This window comes from Streptomyces sp. NPDC039423, assembly GCF_055598725.1.
In genome coordinates this window covers 543,697-558,909 of sequence record NZ_JBVKAH010000002.1, presented here as the reverse complement: position 1 = coordinate 558,909, position 15,213 = coordinate 543,697, and the positions used below count along the sequence as shown (strand labels likewise).

The 15,213-nt window shown below is 73.1% G+C and carries 17 protein-coding genes; 7 read left to right on the top strand and 10 right to left on the bottom strand.

The features are described 5' to 3' along the window. Positions 1-27: 27 nt before the first annotated feature. On the bottom strand, positions 28-618 hold the full coding sequence (locus tag ACZ7LK_RS08580) for a suppressor of fused domain protein (RefSeq protein WP_392272203.1): 591 nt from the start codon (positions 616-618) through the stop codon (positions 28-30). Positions 619-1,090: 472 nt separating this feature from the next. Here ACZ7LK_RS08580 and ACZ7LK_RS08575 point away from each other — a divergent pair, with 472 nt between their 5' ends. Together ACZ7LK_RS08575 and ACZ7LK_RS08570 are read left to right on the top strand one after the other, a co-directional pair. Further along, on the top strand, positions 1,091-2,224 hold the full coding sequence (locus tag ACZ7LK_RS08575; protein ID WP_392272204.1) for a magnesium and cobalt transport protein CorA: 1,134 nt from the start codon (positions 1,091-1,093) through the stop codon (positions 2,222-2,224). A 23-nt stretch (positions 2,225-2,247) separates the two neighbouring features. Then, positions 2,248-2,754, top strand: a complete 507-nt coding sequence (locus ACZ7LK_RS08570; protein WP_392272205.1) for a hypothetical protein — start codon at positions 2,248-2,250, stop codon at positions 2,752-2,754. Between the two features lie 79 nt (positions 2,755-2,833). Here the strand turns inward: ACZ7LK_RS08570 and ACZ7LK_RS08565 are convergent, their stop codons facing one another. Next, positions 2,834-3,658, bottom strand: coding sequence for a hypothetical protein (locus ACZ7LK_RS08565; protein WP_471139133.1), 825 nt, complete (start codon positions 3,656-3,658; stop codon positions 2,834-2,836). A gap of 175 nt (positions 3,659-3,833) precedes the next feature. On the opposite strand from ACZ7LK_RS08565, the gene ACZ7LK_RS08560 reads away from it, so the two are divergent. The 3 genes from ACZ7LK_RS08560 to ACZ7LK_RS08550 are packed head-to-tail and all read left to right on the top strand — an operon-like array spanning position 3,834 to position 6,826. After that, positions 3,834-5,114 (top strand): magnesium transporter MgtE N-terminal domain-containing protein, encoded by a 1,281-nt coding sequence (locus ACZ7LK_RS08560; protein WP_392272207.1) that lies wholly within the window; start codon positions 3,834-3,836, stop codon positions 5,112-5,114. Continuing rightward, positions 5,104-5,649 carry a DUF1003 domain-containing protein gene (locus ACZ7LK_RS08555; protein WP_392272208.1) on the top strand — a complete coding sequence of 182 codons (546 nt, stop codon included), beginning with the start codon at positions 5,104-5,106 and terminating at the stop codon, positions 5,647-5,649. The genes ACZ7LK_RS08560 and ACZ7LK_RS08555 overlap by 11 nt, the downstream gene beginning before the upstream one ends. Positions 5,650-5,692: 43 nt before the next feature. Further along, positions 5,693-6,826, top strand: a complete 1,134-nt coding sequence (locus ACZ7LK_RS08550; protein WP_392272209.1) for an Mrp/NBP35 family ATP-binding protein — start codon at positions 5,693-5,695, stop codon at positions 6,824-6,826. Positions 6,827-6,929: 103 nt separating this feature from the next. On the opposite strand, the gene ACZ7LK_RS08545 is transcribed toward ACZ7LK_RS08550, so the two are convergent. The 5 genes from ACZ7LK_RS08545 to sigE form a co-directional block, all read right to left on the bottom strand. Continuing rightward, positions 6,930-7,625, bottom strand: coding sequence for a hypothetical protein (locus ACZ7LK_RS08545; protein WP_469462499.1), 696 nt, complete (start codon positions 7,623-7,625; stop codon positions 6,930-6,932). A gap of 128 nt (positions 7,626-7,753) precedes the next feature. Then, complete coding sequence (locus ACZ7LK_RS08540; protein WP_392272211.1) at positions 7,754-8,179, bottom strand: sec-independent translocase; 426 nt, start codon at positions 8,177-8,179, stop codon at positions 7,754-7,756. 188 nt (positions 8,180-8,367) lie between these two features. Beyond that, positions 8,368-10,083 (bottom strand): S1C family serine protease, encoded by a 1,716-nt coding sequence (locus tag ACZ7LK_RS08535; protein WP_471139128.1) that lies wholly within the window; start codon positions 10,081-10,083, stop codon positions 8,368-8,370. 92 nt (positions 10,084-10,175) lie between these two features. Further along, a complete protein-coding gene (locus ACZ7LK_RS08530; RefSeq protein ID WP_471139125.1) occupies positions 10,176-11,012 on the bottom strand; it encodes an anti-sigma factor family protein in 837 nt (278 codons plus the stop codon). Then, positions 11,009-11,773 carry an RNA polymerase sigma factor SigE gene (sigE, locus tag ACZ7LK_RS08525; protein ID WP_392272214.1) on the bottom strand — a complete coding sequence of 255 codons (765 nt, stop codon included), beginning with the start codon at positions 11,771-11,773 and terminating at the stop codon, positions 11,009-11,011. The genes ACZ7LK_RS08530 and sigE overlap by 4 nt, the downstream gene beginning before the upstream one ends. 144 nt (positions 11,774-11,917) lie before the next feature. Here sigE and ACZ7LK_RS08520 point away from each other — a divergent pair, with 144 nt between their 5' ends. Then, positions 11,918-12,583 carry an O-methyltransferase gene (locus ACZ7LK_RS08520; protein WP_392272215.1) on the top strand — a complete coding sequence of 222 codons (666 nt, stop codon included), beginning with the start codon at positions 11,918-11,920 and terminating at the stop codon, positions 12,581-12,583. A 111-nt stretch (positions 12,584-12,694) separates the two neighbouring features. Here ACZ7LK_RS08520 and ACZ7LK_RS08515 read toward each other — a convergent pair whose 3' ends face one another. Further along, a complete protein-coding gene (locus tag ACZ7LK_RS08515; protein WP_003966491.1) occupies positions 12,695-12,862 on the bottom strand; it encodes a DUF3117 domain-containing protein in 168 nt (55 codons plus the stop codon). A 313-nt stretch (positions 12,863-13,175) separates the two neighbouring features. Here ACZ7LK_RS08515 and chcB point away from each other — a divergent pair, with 313 nt between their 5' ends. Next, a complete protein-coding gene (chcB, locus tag ACZ7LK_RS08510) occupies positions 13,176-13,958 on the top strand; it encodes a 2-cyclohexenylcarbonyl CoA isomerase (RefSeq protein WP_392272216.1) in 783 nt (260 codons plus the stop codon). 184 nt (positions 13,959-14,142) lie between these two features. Here chcB and ACZ7LK_RS08505 read toward each other — a convergent pair whose 3' ends face one another. Further along, positions 14,143-14,733, bottom strand: coding sequence for a DNA-3-methyladenine glycosylase I (locus ACZ7LK_RS08505; RefSeq protein ID WP_471139121.1), 591 nt, complete (start codon positions 14,731-14,733; stop codon positions 14,143-14,145). Next, entirely contained in the window at positions 14,730-15,095 is a 366-nt protein-coding gene (locus ACZ7LK_RS08500; RefSeq protein WP_471139118.1) for a DivIVA domain-containing protein, read from the bottom strand. The genes ACZ7LK_RS08505 and ACZ7LK_RS08500 overlap by 4 nt, the downstream gene beginning before the upstream one ends. Positions 15,096-15,213 lie beyond the last annotated feature (118 nt).

The following is a 15,213-nucleotide window of genomic DNA, read 5'->3' as shown; positions in this document are numbered from 1 at the left end:
AGCACCCAGTGGGCCGGCCGGGCCGGCTCAGCCGAGGGGCACCGGCCCGCGCAGCGGATCGCGCAGGTCCGTGCCGGCCGCCAGCCACCGCTCCTGGAGGGCCTGCGCCCCATGCACCCGCTTCCACGCCGCCTCGTTGGGCGTCATCGGCAGCAGCGGCAGGAAGCGCACCGGATCCATCGGCGCGTCCAGCTCCAGGTCCTCCACCAGTCCGCCGGACTCCGCCACCAGCACAGAGGTGAACGGCGCGCCCGGCCACAGGGGTTCGCCGGTGTCCAGGGACGCGCCCGGGGCCACGACGACGCCCTCCACCTGCGGCGTGGCCGCGAGGACCGCCAGCGGGCGCAGCACCTTGTCGGTGTCGGCGAGCCCCGCCCGTACCGTCAGCAGCAGCTCGGCGCGCGGCCCTTCGACCGGGTCGGCCAGGACGGCGGCCGGGTCGGTCATCGGCCGGTCCGCCATACCGAGGGTGGCGTACCTCACCAGGCCGAGGGCGGCGTCCGGGAAACGGAGGACCTCGATGCGGTCGGTGCCCAGGAAGGTCACCGCGGCGCGCGCGTCCGGTTCTCCGAGGGCGGTGCGCAAACGGGCCTCGACCAGAGCAAGAACTTCTCCCATGTGGCGAGCATAGAGCGCGTATGGAACGGGCAAAGTAAGGGATTGACCCTCAGTCGGCTGATAGTCTTGGCCGTCTGCTGTTCGGGACAGCACGCCGGAGCTCCTCCGGCGGTGGCCGGGAGAGGCACTCTCCGGTCCCGACAACACGTCATCCCCCACGGGGGACCGGCCGGAGGAGGTGGGGCTGCGGTGGATCGAAGTCGACCGTGCAGTACCACCCGCTCTTCCGCCCGCGGCTTTTCTCTGTGACCTGAGAGGCATCCCATCCGCCTCCTCGCGCTCGTTCCCAGGGAGCGCGACACCGGGGTCATGGCTTTTCGCACGACGGAAGAGCACACCGTTTTGCCTGTCTGTAGCGAACGCCGCCACCGCGATCCCGAGGTGCCGCCCGCTTTGCGGACGTAAGGAACGACACGTCCCCATTCCGGGCTGTGCCACGCCCCGCGACGGCCTCTCCGTGAAGGAGCCAGCCATGTCGATGATCCGTGACCTGCGCGCAGCGGTCCGCCCGTCCCTGCGCAAGAGCAGTGCCTCCTACAACACGTACAACTCCTACGACGCGACCCGTGACCCCTCCACGTCCACCGCCGTCGTCGACTGCGCCGTCTACCGCGACGGCCGCCGGCTGAAGGACGACACCACCGACGCCTGCCTCACCCCGCGCGAGGCCATGCGGCAGGTGCGCGAGGGCGGCGGCTTCGCCTGGATCGGCCTGCACGAGCCGACCGAGGCCGAATTCGCCGGTATCGCCGCCGAGTTCGGACTGCACCCGCTGGCCGTCGAGGACGCGGTCCACGCCCACCAGCGGCCCAAGCTGGAGCGGTACGACGACACGCTGTTCACCGTCTTCAAGACCATCCACTACGTGGACCACGCCGAACTCACGGCCACCAGCGAGGTCGTCGAGACCGGCGAGGTGATGTGCTTCACCGGCCGGGACTTCGTGATCACCGTCCGGCACGGCGGCCAGGGCTCGCTGCGCAACCTCCGGCACCGGATGGAGGGCGAGCCCGAGCTGCTGGAGAAGGGCCCCTCGGCGGTACTGCACGCGATCGCCGACCACGTGGTGGACGGCTACATCGCGGTCGCGGACGCCGTGCAGATCGACATCGACCAGATCGAGATCGACGTCTTCTCGCCGCCGACCAAGACCTCCACGCGCGGCACCGACACCGGGCGGATCTACCAGCTCAAGCGAGAGGTGCTCGAGTTCAAGCGGGCGGTGTCGCCGCTGCTGCGGCCGATGCAGCTCCTGAGCGAACGGCCCATGCGGCTGGTCGACCCCGACATCCAGAAGTACTTCCGGGACGTCGCCGACCACCTGGCGCGCGTCCAGGAGCAGGTCATCGGCTTCGACGAGCTGCTGAACTCCATCCTCCAGGCCAACCTGGCACAGGCGACCGTCGCGCAGAACGAGGACATGCGCAAGATCACCTCCTGGGCGGCGATCGTCGCCGTGCCCACCGCCGTGTGCGGGGTGTACGGCATGAACTTCGACCACATGCCGGAGCTCCACTGGAAGTACGGCTACCCGATGGTGCTGACCGGCATCATCGGCGTCTGCTTCGCCATCCACCGCACCCTGAAGCGCAACGGCTGGCTGTAGCCCGACTGGTTAAGCTGCGGCCCATGACAAATGCGTCGCTCCAGCAGGCCCTCGTCGAGGAGGCCACCAAGAAGTCCGGCCTTATCTGGGTACGCGGCGGGGGCCCCGCCCGCGCGCTGTGGCACGTATGGCTCGACGGAGCGGCGTACGTCGTCGGCGACGGCCCGGGCGAGCAGCCGCTGCCGGGGCTGACCGACGGCTCCGAGGCCGAGGTGACGGTCCGCAGCAAGGACAAGGGCGGCCGGGTGGTCGCCTGGACCGCCGGCGTGACCGAGCTGGCCGCCGGGACCGAGGTGTGGGAGGCCGCCGTCGCCGAGCTCAAGGGCAAGCGGCTGAACGCCCCGGACGCGGAGACCATGACCGACCGCTGGGCCCGCGAATGCCGGGTCCTGCGACTGGCGCCGACCGGGGCCACGACCGCCCACCCGGACGGTTCCCTGGCCGCCCGCCCGCTGCCCACCACCGCCACCACCCGCCGGCCGGTACCGGCCGCGCTGCCCCGGCTGCTCTTCAAGCGCAAGAAGCGCTGACACCCCCGGGGGGGAAGCGCACGGGGCGCCGGCGCGCCGGAGGCCACCAGGGCGCCCGGGCGCGTGCCCGCGGCGGCGGTCAGTCGCTGGTGCGCGGGAGCTGGCGGCCGTAGTCGAGGGTCTCGTCCTTGGAGGGGGCGGCCAGCGGGAACGGCTTGTTCCAGTCCGACAGCACGACCACTCCCGCGCCGCCGCCCCGGGCGAACTGGAGCGGGTACGGCGTGCCCTCCAGGGACACGTCCAGGGTTCCGCCCTCGCCCTTGGGGCCTCCCGCGACCTTGATGGTGCGGATCCCGCCGATCTTGGAACGGTCGCCCTTCACCACGTCGCCGTGCAGCTCCAGCAGCCCGCCCAGCAGGACGTTCATCTCCGTGAAGCCCCGGAGCTGCTTGTACGAGGGGTCGTCCTGCGGCACCTTCACGTACTTGTCGTCGAGCTTGTCCGCCGCCTCGTCCCCGGGGTCCCCGGAGCCGCCCGCCTCTCCGGACTCCCCGGACTCCCCGGACCCGCCGGCGCCGTCCTCCTCGCCGTCCTCGCCCGTCGCGCTCGCCCAGAAGTCCGCGTCGGCCTTCAGGTACAGGGCGTCGCCGACCCGCAGCAGCTCGAAGGTCGACGTCCTGGTCACGACCGACCCCGCCGCCCCCGACCGGTTCAGCCGCATGTTCAGCTCGTAGGTGCCGCCCTTGCTGACCAGTGACCCCGACAGCCGCACCGCCGTCGCCCCGTTGGCCGCCGCCCGCGCCTTGGACTCGATCGCGGTGGCGGACAGTCTGCCCACCCCGTTCGTGCCCGCGTCCGGATCGGGTTCCTCTCCGCAGGCGGTGAGCACCGCGGTCAGCCCGGCACACAGGGCGACGGGGAGGGCGGCCCGGCGGGCGCGCGAAGCCGGGGCGGGAAGGGTCACCAGCGCACTGCCTCTCATCAAACCGTGGGGGGTTGGCAGACCGCAGCGTACCCGTGCCGCCCACGGCGGTCGGCAGAGAGCCGTACGGACGCCCTGCCTGGGCGACCCGCACCGGGACGGGCTAGCCTGAACCGGCACAAAGGACGTTTTCCCGGCAGGCGAGGAGGTGTGCGGCATGGCGGCAGGCGCGTCCCGCATCTTCGTCTCCCATCTCGCCGGCGTCCCCGTCTTCGACCCCAACGGCGACCAGGTGGGCCGCGTCCGCGACCTGGTCGCGATGCTGCGCGTCGGCCGCCGCCCGCCCCGCCTGCTGGGCCTGGTGGTGGAGGTGATCGGCCGCCGCCGGATCTTCCTGCCGATGACCCGGGTCACCGGGGTCGAGTCGGGCCAGGTCATCACCACCGGTGTGCTCAACGTCCGCCGCTTCGAGCAGCGCCCCACCGAGCGGCTGGTCCTCGGCGAGCTGCTCGACCGGCGCGTCCGGCTCGTCGAGGACGGCTCCGAGGTGACCGTCCTGGACGTGGCCATCCAGCAGCTCCCGGCCCGCCGCGACTGGGAGATCGACAAGGTCGCGGTCCGCCGGGGCGGCGGCGGGGCGCTGCGCCGCAAGGGCGAGACGCTCACCGTCGAGTGGTCGGCGGTGACCGGCTTCTCGCTGGAGGAGCACGGGCAGGGCGCCGAGAGCCTGGTCGCCACCTTCGAGCGGATGCGCCCGGCCGACCTCGCCAACGTCCTGCACCACCTGACCCCCAAGCGCCGGGCCGAGGTCGCCGCCGCCCTCGACGACGACCGGCTGGCCGACGTCCTGGAGGAGCTGCCCGAGGACGACCAGATCGAGATCCTCGGCAAGCTGAAGGAGGAGCGGGCCGCCGACGTCCTGGAGGCCATGGACCCGGACGACGCCGCCGACCTGTTGTCCGAGCTGCCCGAGGAGGACAAGGAGCGCCTGCTGACCCTGATGCGGCCGGACGACGCCGCCGACGTACGCCGGCTGATGTCGTACGAGGAGCGCACGGCGGGCGGGCTGATGACCACCGAGCCCATCGTGCTGCGCCCCGACGCGACGGTCGCCGACGCGCTGGCGCGGGTGCGCCAGCAGGACCTCTCCCCCGCCCTCGCCGCTCAGGTGTACGTGTGCCGGGCGCCCGACGAGACACCGACCGGCAAGTACCTGGGGACGGTGCACTTCCAGCGGCTGCTGCGGGACCCGCCCTTCACCCTCGTCTCGGCCATCGCGGACACCGACCTGGCGCCGCTGTCCCCCGACACCCCGCTGCCCTCGGTGACCAGCTACCTCGCCGCCTACAACCTGGTCGCCGCCCCGGTCGTGGACGAGAGCGGTTCCCTGCTCGGCGCGGTCACCGTCGACGACGTGCTCGACCACCTGCTGCCCGACGACTGGCGCGAGACGGAGTTCGAACCGGACGGCGAGAGCGAGGCCCCGCATGGCGCATGAGCGCCCCGGCGAGCCGTCCACGCCCCGCATCCGGCTCGACCAGCCGCGCATCCGGCGGCCCAAGCTGCTGCCCGCCTACGACCCGGAGGCGTTCGGCCGGCTCTCGGAGCGGGTCGCCCGCTTCATCGGCACGGGCCGGTTCCTGGTCTGGATGACGGTGATCGTCGTCGTCTGGGTGGTGTGGAACATCTCGGCGCCCGACGAGCTGCGCTGGGACGAGTACCCCTTCATCTTCCTGACCCTCGCCCTGTCCCTCCAGGCCTCCTACGCGGCCCCCCTCATCCTGCTGGCCCAGAACCGGCAGGCCGACCGCGACCGGGTCAACCTGGAGCAGGACCGCAAGCAGAACGAGCGGTCCATCGCCGACACCGAGTACCTCACCCGGGAGATCGCCGCCCTGCGGATGGGCCTCGGCGAGGTCGCCACCCGCGACTGGATCCGCTCCGAGCTGGCGGACCTCGTCCGGGAGCTGGACGAGCGCCGGGATCTATTCCCGCCCGGCGGATCCCACCGGAGTGACGAAGCCGACCGCTGACAGGGCTTTCCGGGGGCCGGGGGCGGCGCCGTACCATCTCCATATGGTTACGGAAGACGCGGTGCGCGAAGCACTGGCGACGGTGAACGACCCCGAGATCAACCGACCGATCACTGAGCTCGGCATGGTCAAGTCGGTGGAGATCGGTGCGGACGGGACGGTCGCCGTCACCGTCTACCTCACGGTCTCCGGCTGCCCCATGCGCGAGACGATCATCACCCGCGTGACCGAGGCGGTCTCCCGCGTGGAGGGCGTCACCGGCGTCGACGTGACGCTCGACGTGATGAGCGACGAGCAGCGCAAGGAACTGGCCGCCGCGCTGCGCGGCACCACCGCCGAGCGCGAGGTGCCGTTCGCCAAGCCCGGCTCGCTGACCCGGGTCTACGCCGTGGCCTCCGGCAAGGGCGGCGTCGGCAAGTCGTCCGTGACCGTGAACCTGGCGGCGGCGATGGCCGCCGACGGTCTGAAGGTCGGTGTCGTGGACGCCGACATCTACGGCCACAGCGTGCCCCGCATGCTGGGCGCCGACGGCCGTCCGACCCAGGTCGAGAACATGATCATGCCGCCGTCGGCGAACGGCGTGAAGGTCATCTCCATCGGCATGTTCACTCCCGGCAACACGCCGGTCGTCTGGCGCGGCCCGATGCTGCACCGGGCGCTCCAGCAGTTCCTCGCCGATGTGTACTGGGGCGACCTGGACGTCCTGCTGATGGACCTGCCGCCGGGCACCGGCGACATCGCCATCTCGGTGGCACAGCTCGTGCCGAACGCGGAGATCCTGGTCGTCACCACGCCGCAGCAGGCGGCGGCCGAGGTCGCCGAGCGTGCCGGTTCCATCGCCGTGCAGACCCACCAGAAGATCGTCGGCGTCGTCGAGAACATGTCGGGCCTGCCCTGCCCGCACTGCGACGAGATGGTCGACGTCTTCGGCACGGGCGGCGGCCAGAAGGTCGCCGACGGCCTGACCCGGACCACCGGCGCCACGGTGCCGGTCCTGGGCTCCATCCCGATCGACGTACGGCTGCGCGAGGGCGGCGACGAGGGCAGGCCGGTCGTCCTGTCCGACCCCGACTCGCCGGCGGGCGCCGCGCTGCGCTCCATCGCGGGCAAGCTCGGCGGCCGTCAGCGCGGCCTGTCGGGCATGTCGCTGGGGATCACCCCGCGCAACAAGTTCTGACCCCGGCGCACGGGTACGGAAGACGGAAGAGGGGCACCGCTCGTCGAGCGGTGCCCCTCTCGCGCACTCCTGGCGTACGGGGCCGTGCGCCCGTACCCGGCGGCTAGACGTACGCGGCGACGTCCTGCACCACGGCGAAGCCCAGGCCGTAGGCGCTCATCCCCCGGCCGTACGCGCCCAGATGGACGCCCCGGTCCGTCGTGCCGGCCAGCACCCAGCCGAACTCCGACTCGCGGTAGTGGAACGGCGTGGGGACGCCGTCGACGGGCAGGGAGAGCGTCGACCACTCCGGGCCGTCCAGGTCGTCGGCGAGCTCGAAGGCGGCCTCCGTCTGCTGGTCCAGCCAGTCGTCCCGCCGCGTGTGGTCGAGCTGGGGCGGCCAGGTGTACGCGAGGAGCCCGGAGCCGGCCAGCCAGGCGGCGGACGACACGCTGGTGGCGTCCAGCACGCCCGTACCGTCGCCGCTGCGGCGCACGGGGCTCGCCGCGATCGTCACCACGACCGCGAACCGCTCCTTCTCGGCGCCGGCCGGGTCGAGCCGGTCCGGCCGTATCGACGGCTCGTCGCCGTGGCCGATCGAGCCGTGCTGCACCGTGCCGTCGGCGGACGTGCCCACCTGCATCAGCCAGCGCGGCCCGGTGTACGCCTCGTCCAGTGCGTACCAGGGGAAGGACGCCCGCTGATAGCCGTCGGCCGTACGCCGGGCCGCGGGCGCCCCCTCGGGCGACCCCGCCCCCTCGGGCGCCGACGTGGCGCCGGGTGCGGCACCCTGCGCCCCCACTCGACTCGTCGTCTCCATCTGCCCGGCCGCCTCCTCGATCCATGGAGTCCGGGACGGCACGCCCCGACGGGCGTTCTCGCTACCGGACAGATGGAGAGGATAGCCACCCTGCGGGGGCTCTTTCCGGAAGTGCGGTGCGTGGGGATCTAGGTGGCGTCGGCGTCGAACGGCGGACGCTCGCCGCGGCCGGGCCCGTCGCCCTTCTTCAGCATGTCCGTGCCGTTGACCCCGGCGGGGACGGACGAGTCCCGCTCGCGGCCGTTGACGGCGTCGGCGACGTCGTCGATCTCCTTCTTGAGATCGAAGCTGGTGCGGATCTCCTTGAGGTCCTCGTTCTCCGTGAGCTGCTTGCGGATGAACGTCTTGGGGTTCAGGTCCTCGAAGTCGAAGTCCTTGAACTCCGGACCCAGTTCGCTGCGGATGTCCTGCTTCGCGCTCTCGGAGAAGTCACGGATCTTGCGGATGAAGCCGGAGACGTCCTGGATGACCTTCGGCAGCTTGTCGGGGCCGAACACGAGCACGGCAAGGACCACGAGCGCCACCAGCTCGAGTGCGCCTATGTCATTGAACACCTTGCTGCTCCTTCACTGGGTCCGGTCCGGTCCGGTCCTGGTCCGGTCAGGTCCTGGTCCGCCGGTTCCGCCGGCCCGCCGGTTCCCGTCGGTCCGCTCGGCAGGGCCCGGGGCCCGTAACACGGTACCTGGCCGCGCTGTCGGGGCGGTACCTGCCGGCGACGCCGCGGTGACCTGCCGGTGCACGTTCAGCCACCCGCGGAGGACCCCAGGGTCAGCGTCTTGGTCTGCTCCCGGCCGCCCCGCTCCAGGGTCAGCCGGAGCCGGTCCCCGGGGCGGTGGGCGCGGATCTTGACGATGAGCTCCTCGCCGCTGTGGATCCGCTGGCCGTCCACCTTGGTGATGACGTCACCGGGCCGGACGCCCGCCTCGGCCGCCGGGCCGCCGGGCGTGACGGAGGCGCTGCCGTCCTGGCCCTTGTCCCCGACCCTGGCGCCGTCACCGGTGTACTTCATGTCCAGGCTGACCCCGATGACCGGATGGTCGGCCTTGCCGGTGTTGATCAGCTCCTCGGCGACGCGCTTGCCCTGGTTCACGGGGATGGCGAAGCCGAGGCCTATCGACCCGGACTGGCCGCCCTCGGCCCCGGAGCCGCTGTCGGCGGCGCGGATGGCGCTGTTGATGCCGATCACCCGGGCCTGGGAGTCGAGCAGCGGGCCGCCCGAGTTGCCGGGGTTTATCGGGGCGTCGGTCTGGAGGGCGTCGACGTAGCTGATGTCGCTGCCGTCGCCCTTCTCGCCGCCCGCGGTGATCGGCCGCTCCTTGGCGCTGATGATGCCGGAGGTCACGGTGTTCTGGAGGTCGAAGGGGGCGCCGATCGCGACGACCGGGTCGCCGACGCGGACGTTGTCGGAGTTGCCCAGCGGCAGCGGCCGGAGGTTGGCGACGCCCTTCACCCGGACGACGGCCAGGTCGTAGCCGCTGTCCTTGCCAACCAGCTCGGCGGCGGCCGTCTCGCCGCCGCTGAAGGTGACGGTGATGTCGCCGGACGTGCCGGCCGGGTCGACCACGTGGTGGTTGGTCAGGATGTGGCCCTGCTCGTCGAGGACGAAGCCGGTGCCGGTGCCCTGCTCGCCGCTGCCGCTGACGTGGAGGGTGACCACGCCCGGCAGGGCGCGGGCCGCGATGCCGGCGACGCTGTCCGGGGCGCGGCCGCTGTTCTCGGGGCCCGCCTGCGGGAGCTCGACGGTGGTGAGGCCGCCGTGCCGCTCCAGGTAGGCGCCGACACCGCCGCCGAGGACGCCGGTGAGGCCCGCGAAGAGCAGCGCGGCCAGCACGACCGGGCCGCGGCGCCGGCCCTTGCGCGGGGCGTGCGGCGCGGCGCCGCCGGGGTGGAGGAGCGGGGCCTGGGGCCCGGCGGGAGTGCTCCACGGGTCGTACTGCAACCACTGCGTCGGCTGCGGCACGGGGTGGGCCTGCGGCTGTGGGAGCGGGGGCGCGGCGGCGGGCCGGGGCTGCGGTGGGTGCGGCTGCTGGTGCGGTGTGCCCGGCTGGGGCGTCCCGTAGGCGGGCGGGACGGTGGTCCCGTGCGCGGGGGTCGCCACCGGCCGCTGGACGGGCGGTGCGGGCGCCCAGGGGCCCGGCTCGCCGTAGGGCGGGGTGCGGTATTCGTCCGGCTGGTGCAGCGGCTGCGGGCGCGCGGGGGCGGCAGGCTGCTGTTCGGCGGCGGGGGCGGCGGGCTGCTGTTCGGCGGCGGCCACGGTGGCGTCGGACGGGCGCGGCTCCGGGACGGCCGCCTCGCGCGCCGGGACGGCCTGCTCCGGGGCGTCCGGGGCCGGGGCGGCCTGATCCGGGATGTCCGGGGCCGGGGCGGGGGCGGTCTCCGGCCCGGCCGTCACGGTCTGCTGCCGCGTCGGGCGACTCCACCACTTCGGCTTCGGCCCCGTGGGCTTGTCGTCGTCCATGTTCTCCCCGCTGCGTACCCGTACGCGCCCCCTCGGGACGCCCCTGCGCAGGATTCAACCAGGTCGGACCGCCGCCGCGCAGGGGGCGCCGGTCAGTGGCCCGCGGACAGGGAGAGCGAGCTCGGTGACGGGGTGGCGGCCGGGGTGGTCCCGGTGGCCGTCGCGAGCCGCGACACCGCCCCGGTGGGGCGTATCAGCGGGGCGGGCGGCGCGCTGCCGGCCGCGTTCACCACGCCGAGCGGGGAGGCCGAGAGAAAGGGGTGCGCTCCCGGGCGCTGCACCGCGTGCAGCGGTACGGCGGACAGCGGCGTGACCGGCCGGTCGGCCGTCCGCACCGGGCCGTACCCACCGCCCCGGCGGCGGCTGTTCTCGCCGGCCCCGGACCCGGTGCTCTGGGTCTGTCCGGGCGACCGCAGCGGCGTGACGTTGTTGCCCGTGCCGTCGCCGCGCGCGTCCACCGTGGCGACGGTCGGCAGCGCACCGCCCAGGGCGATGGCCGCGAACGACACGGCGCTGGCGGCCGCGAACGCGAACCTCCGGCCGCGCCACGGGGAGCGCTCCTGCTCCTGACGGCCCACGTCGTGGATCCGGAACCCGGAGTCGGCTCCCTGGGCGTACCCGAAGGCGCCGGGTCTCACTCCGTAGGGTCCGTCACCGCCGAAGGGTCCGCCCCGGTCGTCGTCGCCCGGAGCGCCCCCGGGCAACCCCTGGAGGCGTGCGAGCAGCCCCTCGGAGGGGGGCGGCGGGGCGGCCTGGGCGAACACGGTCTTCAGCCGTCGCTGCGCGTCGGCCTCGGCCTTGCATTTGGGACAGGTCGCCAGATGGGCGAGGACCCGCTCGCGGGCGTCATGACCGAGCTCGCCGTCGACGAGCGCGGCGAGGCGGTCCCCCAGGTGCTGTTCCGCGGGGGTCGGACCGGTGCCACTCACGCGGGTCCGCCCTCCCCGCCCACGGCCACGAAGGCGCGCTGCTGCTCGGCCCGGGCCTCGGGCGACCGGTGCTTGAGGGCCTTGCGCAGGTGCGAGCGCCCGCGGTGGATCCTGCTGCGGACGGTGCCGAGCTTGACCCCCAGGGTCGCGGCGATCTCCTCGTACGACAGCCCTTCGATGTCGCACAGCACCACGGCCGCGCGGAACTCGGGAGCGAGGGTGTCGAGGGCCTGCTGGACGTCGGCGTCGAAGTGCGTGTCGTGGAAGACCTGCTGGGGGGAGGGTTCCCGGCTGGGCAGCCGCTCCGCCGCGTCGTCGCCGAGGGCGTCGAACCGGATGCGCTGCTTGCGGCGCACCATGTCCAGGAAGAGGTTGGTGGTGATGCGGTGCAGCCAGCCCTCGAAGGTGCCCGGTGTGTACGTGGACAGTGAGCGGAACACCCGGACGAACACTTCCTGGGTGAGGTCCTCGGCGTCGTGCTGATTGCCGGTCAGGCGGTACGCGAGGCGGTAGACCCGGCCACTGTGCGTGCTGACGATCTCCTCCCACGAGGGCGGAGTCCACGCCTGCGGTTCCGCATCCGATGCGAAGGTCGCTGTGGTGGGTGCGAAGGGTGCGGGCACGGAACGGTCAGCGGTGTCGGTCACGGATTTCGGCTCACCCGCCGACCTGAGAAGGCGCCGCAGCACTCCTCCCCGATCCACAGGCGCAGCCGCACCTCCCCTATCGGCTCTGGTGGTGTCCAGTGGAGCCCCTACCATAGCCACCTCGCCCGTTAGCTCCGGATAAGAATCTTTACGTGAATTTGGGACCGTCTTCGGCTCTTGATCCATGTGCTCCCCCCACCCCTCCACAACGCGTGGTCCCATCTGCGGGTTCCCGGCCCCGAACGGCTACAGTCACCGTTGCGCCAACTACGGGGACAGGAGAGGGTCATTACCGCCAACCGGCAGACGAGCTGGGCGTTCGCCGACGCCTTTGTCGCCGAGGACGAAGCGCTGCGCTGGGCCCGCGACCGGGCCCGGGACGCGGGGCTGCCCTCGGTGTCGCCAGGCACCGGCGCCGCGCTGCGTCTGCTGGCGGCCACGGCGGACGCCAAGGCGGTGGCGGAGATCGGCACCGGGACGGGGGTGTCCGGCATCTACCTGCTGGAGGGGATGCGCCCGGACGGCGTGCTGACCACGGTGGACACCGAGCCGGAGCGCCAGCAGTTCGCCAAGCAGGCGTTCCGGGCGGCCGGCTTCGCCGGGAACCGGGCCCGTTTCATTCCCGGGCGCGCCCTGGACGTCCTTCCCCGGCTCGCGGACGGCGGGTACGACCTCGTCTTCTGCGACGGCGACCGCACCGAGTGCCTGGACTACCTCGACGAATCGTTGCGTCTGCTGCGACCGGGTGGCCTGGTCTGCTTCGAGGGCGTCTTCGCGGACGGCCGGACGGTGGATTCGGCGGCCCAGCCGGCCGAGGTGCTCAGGGTGCGGGAGCTGCTGCGGGCGGTCCGGGAGAGCCAGGAGCTGCTGCCGGCGCTGCTGCCGGTGGGCGACGGGCTGCTGTGCGCGGTGCGGCGCGGCTGAGCCGCGTACGGGTGCACGGGCCCGGGTACGGCCGCGCAGGACGGAAGCCCCGGCCCGGCCGCGTCACCGCGCACCGCACCGGGGCTTCCCGAAAACACAGGGGGCGTTCCGCTAGCCGACGACCTTCTTGAGTGCGTCGCCGAGCGCGTCGGCCTCGTCCGGAGTCAGCTCGACGACAAGCCGACCGCCGCCTTCGAGCGGAACGCGCATGACGATGCCCCGCCCCTCCTTGGTCACCTCGAGCGGGCCGTCGCCCGTCCGCGGCTTCATGGCCGCCATGCTCGTTCCCCTTCCTGAAACCAGCTCATCGTCGCCGACGGCCCTCTGGCATGGGCACGCATCACCGGCATCGAACACATTGCTTCCAGGTCATTATCCCGCATGGCAGGACCCGATGACCAACATCGGTCGGCATCGCTTGCGCAACGCGCTCTCGCAAAACCGTCCAATTCGGCGATCCGCCTGCGATACTTCGCCGCCGCACACGTCGGCGGGGCCCGGTCTTCTTTGACGCAGGTCACATGTCCGGGCGGGATGATCTCCGCCATGCTGGGCGGGACATCACCGCCGTAGCCGCAAAGGGGACCCTGCCATGGCCGACACCGTGCTGTACGAGGTGAGCGACGGGCTCGCCACGATCACCATCAACCGGCCCGACGCCATGAACGCGATGAACACCGAGGCGAAAGTCGCCCTCCGGGACTCGCTCACGGCCGCGGCCGGGGACACCGCCGTGCGGGCGGTCCTGCTCACCGCGACGGGCCGGGCCTTCTGCGTGGGCCAGGACCTCAAGGAACACGTCGCGCTGATCGGCACCGAGCACACGATGAGCACCGTGCGGGAGCACTACAACCCGATCGTCCGCGCCATCGCCGGCATGCCGAAGCCGGTGGTCGCCGGGGTCAACGGCGTGGCGGCCGGCGCGGGCTTCGGCTTCGCCCTGGCGGCGGACTACCGGGTGGTGGCCGACACGGCGTCCTTCAACACCTCGTTCGCCGGGGTGGCGCTGACCGCCGACTCCGGCGTCTCCTGGACCCTGCCCCGGGTGGTGGGCCCGGGCCGGGCGGCGGACCTGCTGTTCTTCCCGCGCTCGATCAGCGCGCGGGAGGCGTACGAGCTGGGCATCGCGACCCGGCTGGTCCCGGCCGCGGACCTGGCGGCGGAGGCCGCGTCCGTGGCTCGCACCCTCGCGGCGGGCCCGACCCTGGCGTACGCGGCGCTCAAGGAGTCCCTGGCGTACGGCGCCGCCCACACGCTCGACGAGGCGCTGGAGAAGGAGGACGAGCTCCAGACGAAGGCGGGCGCGTCGGCGGACCACGGGATCGCGGTGCAGGCCTTCCTCGCCAAGGAGAAGCCCACCTACCTCGGCCGCTGATCCCGCCGGGCGGGCGGGCCGGGGCGGACGCCGGTCCCGGCCGGGCGGCCGGGGGCCGGGGTGGCCGGAGGCCGGGGTGGCCGGAGGCCGGGGTGGCCGGAGGCCGGGGTGGCCGGGGCCGGGGTGGCCGGAGGCCGGGGTGGCCGGGGCCGGGCGGCCGGGAGGGCCCGGGCGGCCGGGGCGGTCAGGCCGGGGCGTCGGTGCGGGCGACGCAGTCGGCGAGGTGGTCGTCGACCAGGCCGCAGGCCTGCATCAGAGCGTAGGCCGTGGTGGGGCCGACGAACCGGACGCCCTCCTTCTTGAGCGCCTTGGACAGCGCCGTCGACTCGTCGGTGACCGCCGGCACGTCGGCCGTGGTGCGGGGTGCCGGACGGTCGGCGGTGTCCGGGGCGTACGACCAGATCAGGGCGTCCAGCTCGCCGGGCGCCCAGCCGGCCAGCACGCGCGCGTTGCCGAGGCAGGCGTCGATCTTGGCGCGGTTGCGGATGATGCCGGTGTCGGCCAGCAGCCGGCCCCTGTCCGTGTCGGTGAACTCCGCGACCGAGGCGATCCGGAAGCCGGCGAACGCCCGCCGGAAGCCCTCCCGGCGGCGCAGGATGGTGAGCCAGGACAGGCCGGACTGGAACGCCTCCAGGCAGAGCCGTTCGAACAGGGCGTCGTCACCGTGGACCGGGCGTCCCCACTCCTCGTCGTGGTACCGCACGTAGTCCTCGGTCGACAGGCCCCACGGGCAGCGCAGCTTCCCGTCCTGGCCCGGCAGTGCCTCCCCGGTCACCGGTCCCGCTCCCCGCCCGGCTGGTGTCCCGCCTCCCCGCCCGGGGCCTCGCCGGGCAGGTCGAACGGTTCCGGCCGGCCGGCCGCGTCCGCGCGGGCGCCCGCGAGCGCGGCCTCCAGGTCGGCGATCCGCGCGTCCCGCTCGGCGAGCTCGGCGCCGAGCCTGCCGAGGACGTCGTCGACCTCCGCCATGCGGTAGCCGCGCGGCGCCAGCGGCAGCCGCAGCGCGTCGACGTCGGCGCGGCCGACGGGGCGGGTCAGCGGCAGCCGGTCCACCGTGTGCTCGGGCGCCGCCTCCGGGAGCACGTCGCTCTCCCCGCCGCCGATCACGGCGAGGGTGACCGCGGCAACGACCACGACCATCGCTACAGCCAAGAACCAGAACACGACCGTGCCTCTCCACCCGGAGCGAAAACCCGACGGTGCCGATCGTGCCATGCCCCACCGACGGTTAAGGTCGCAGGCGACGAACGCGAGGAGG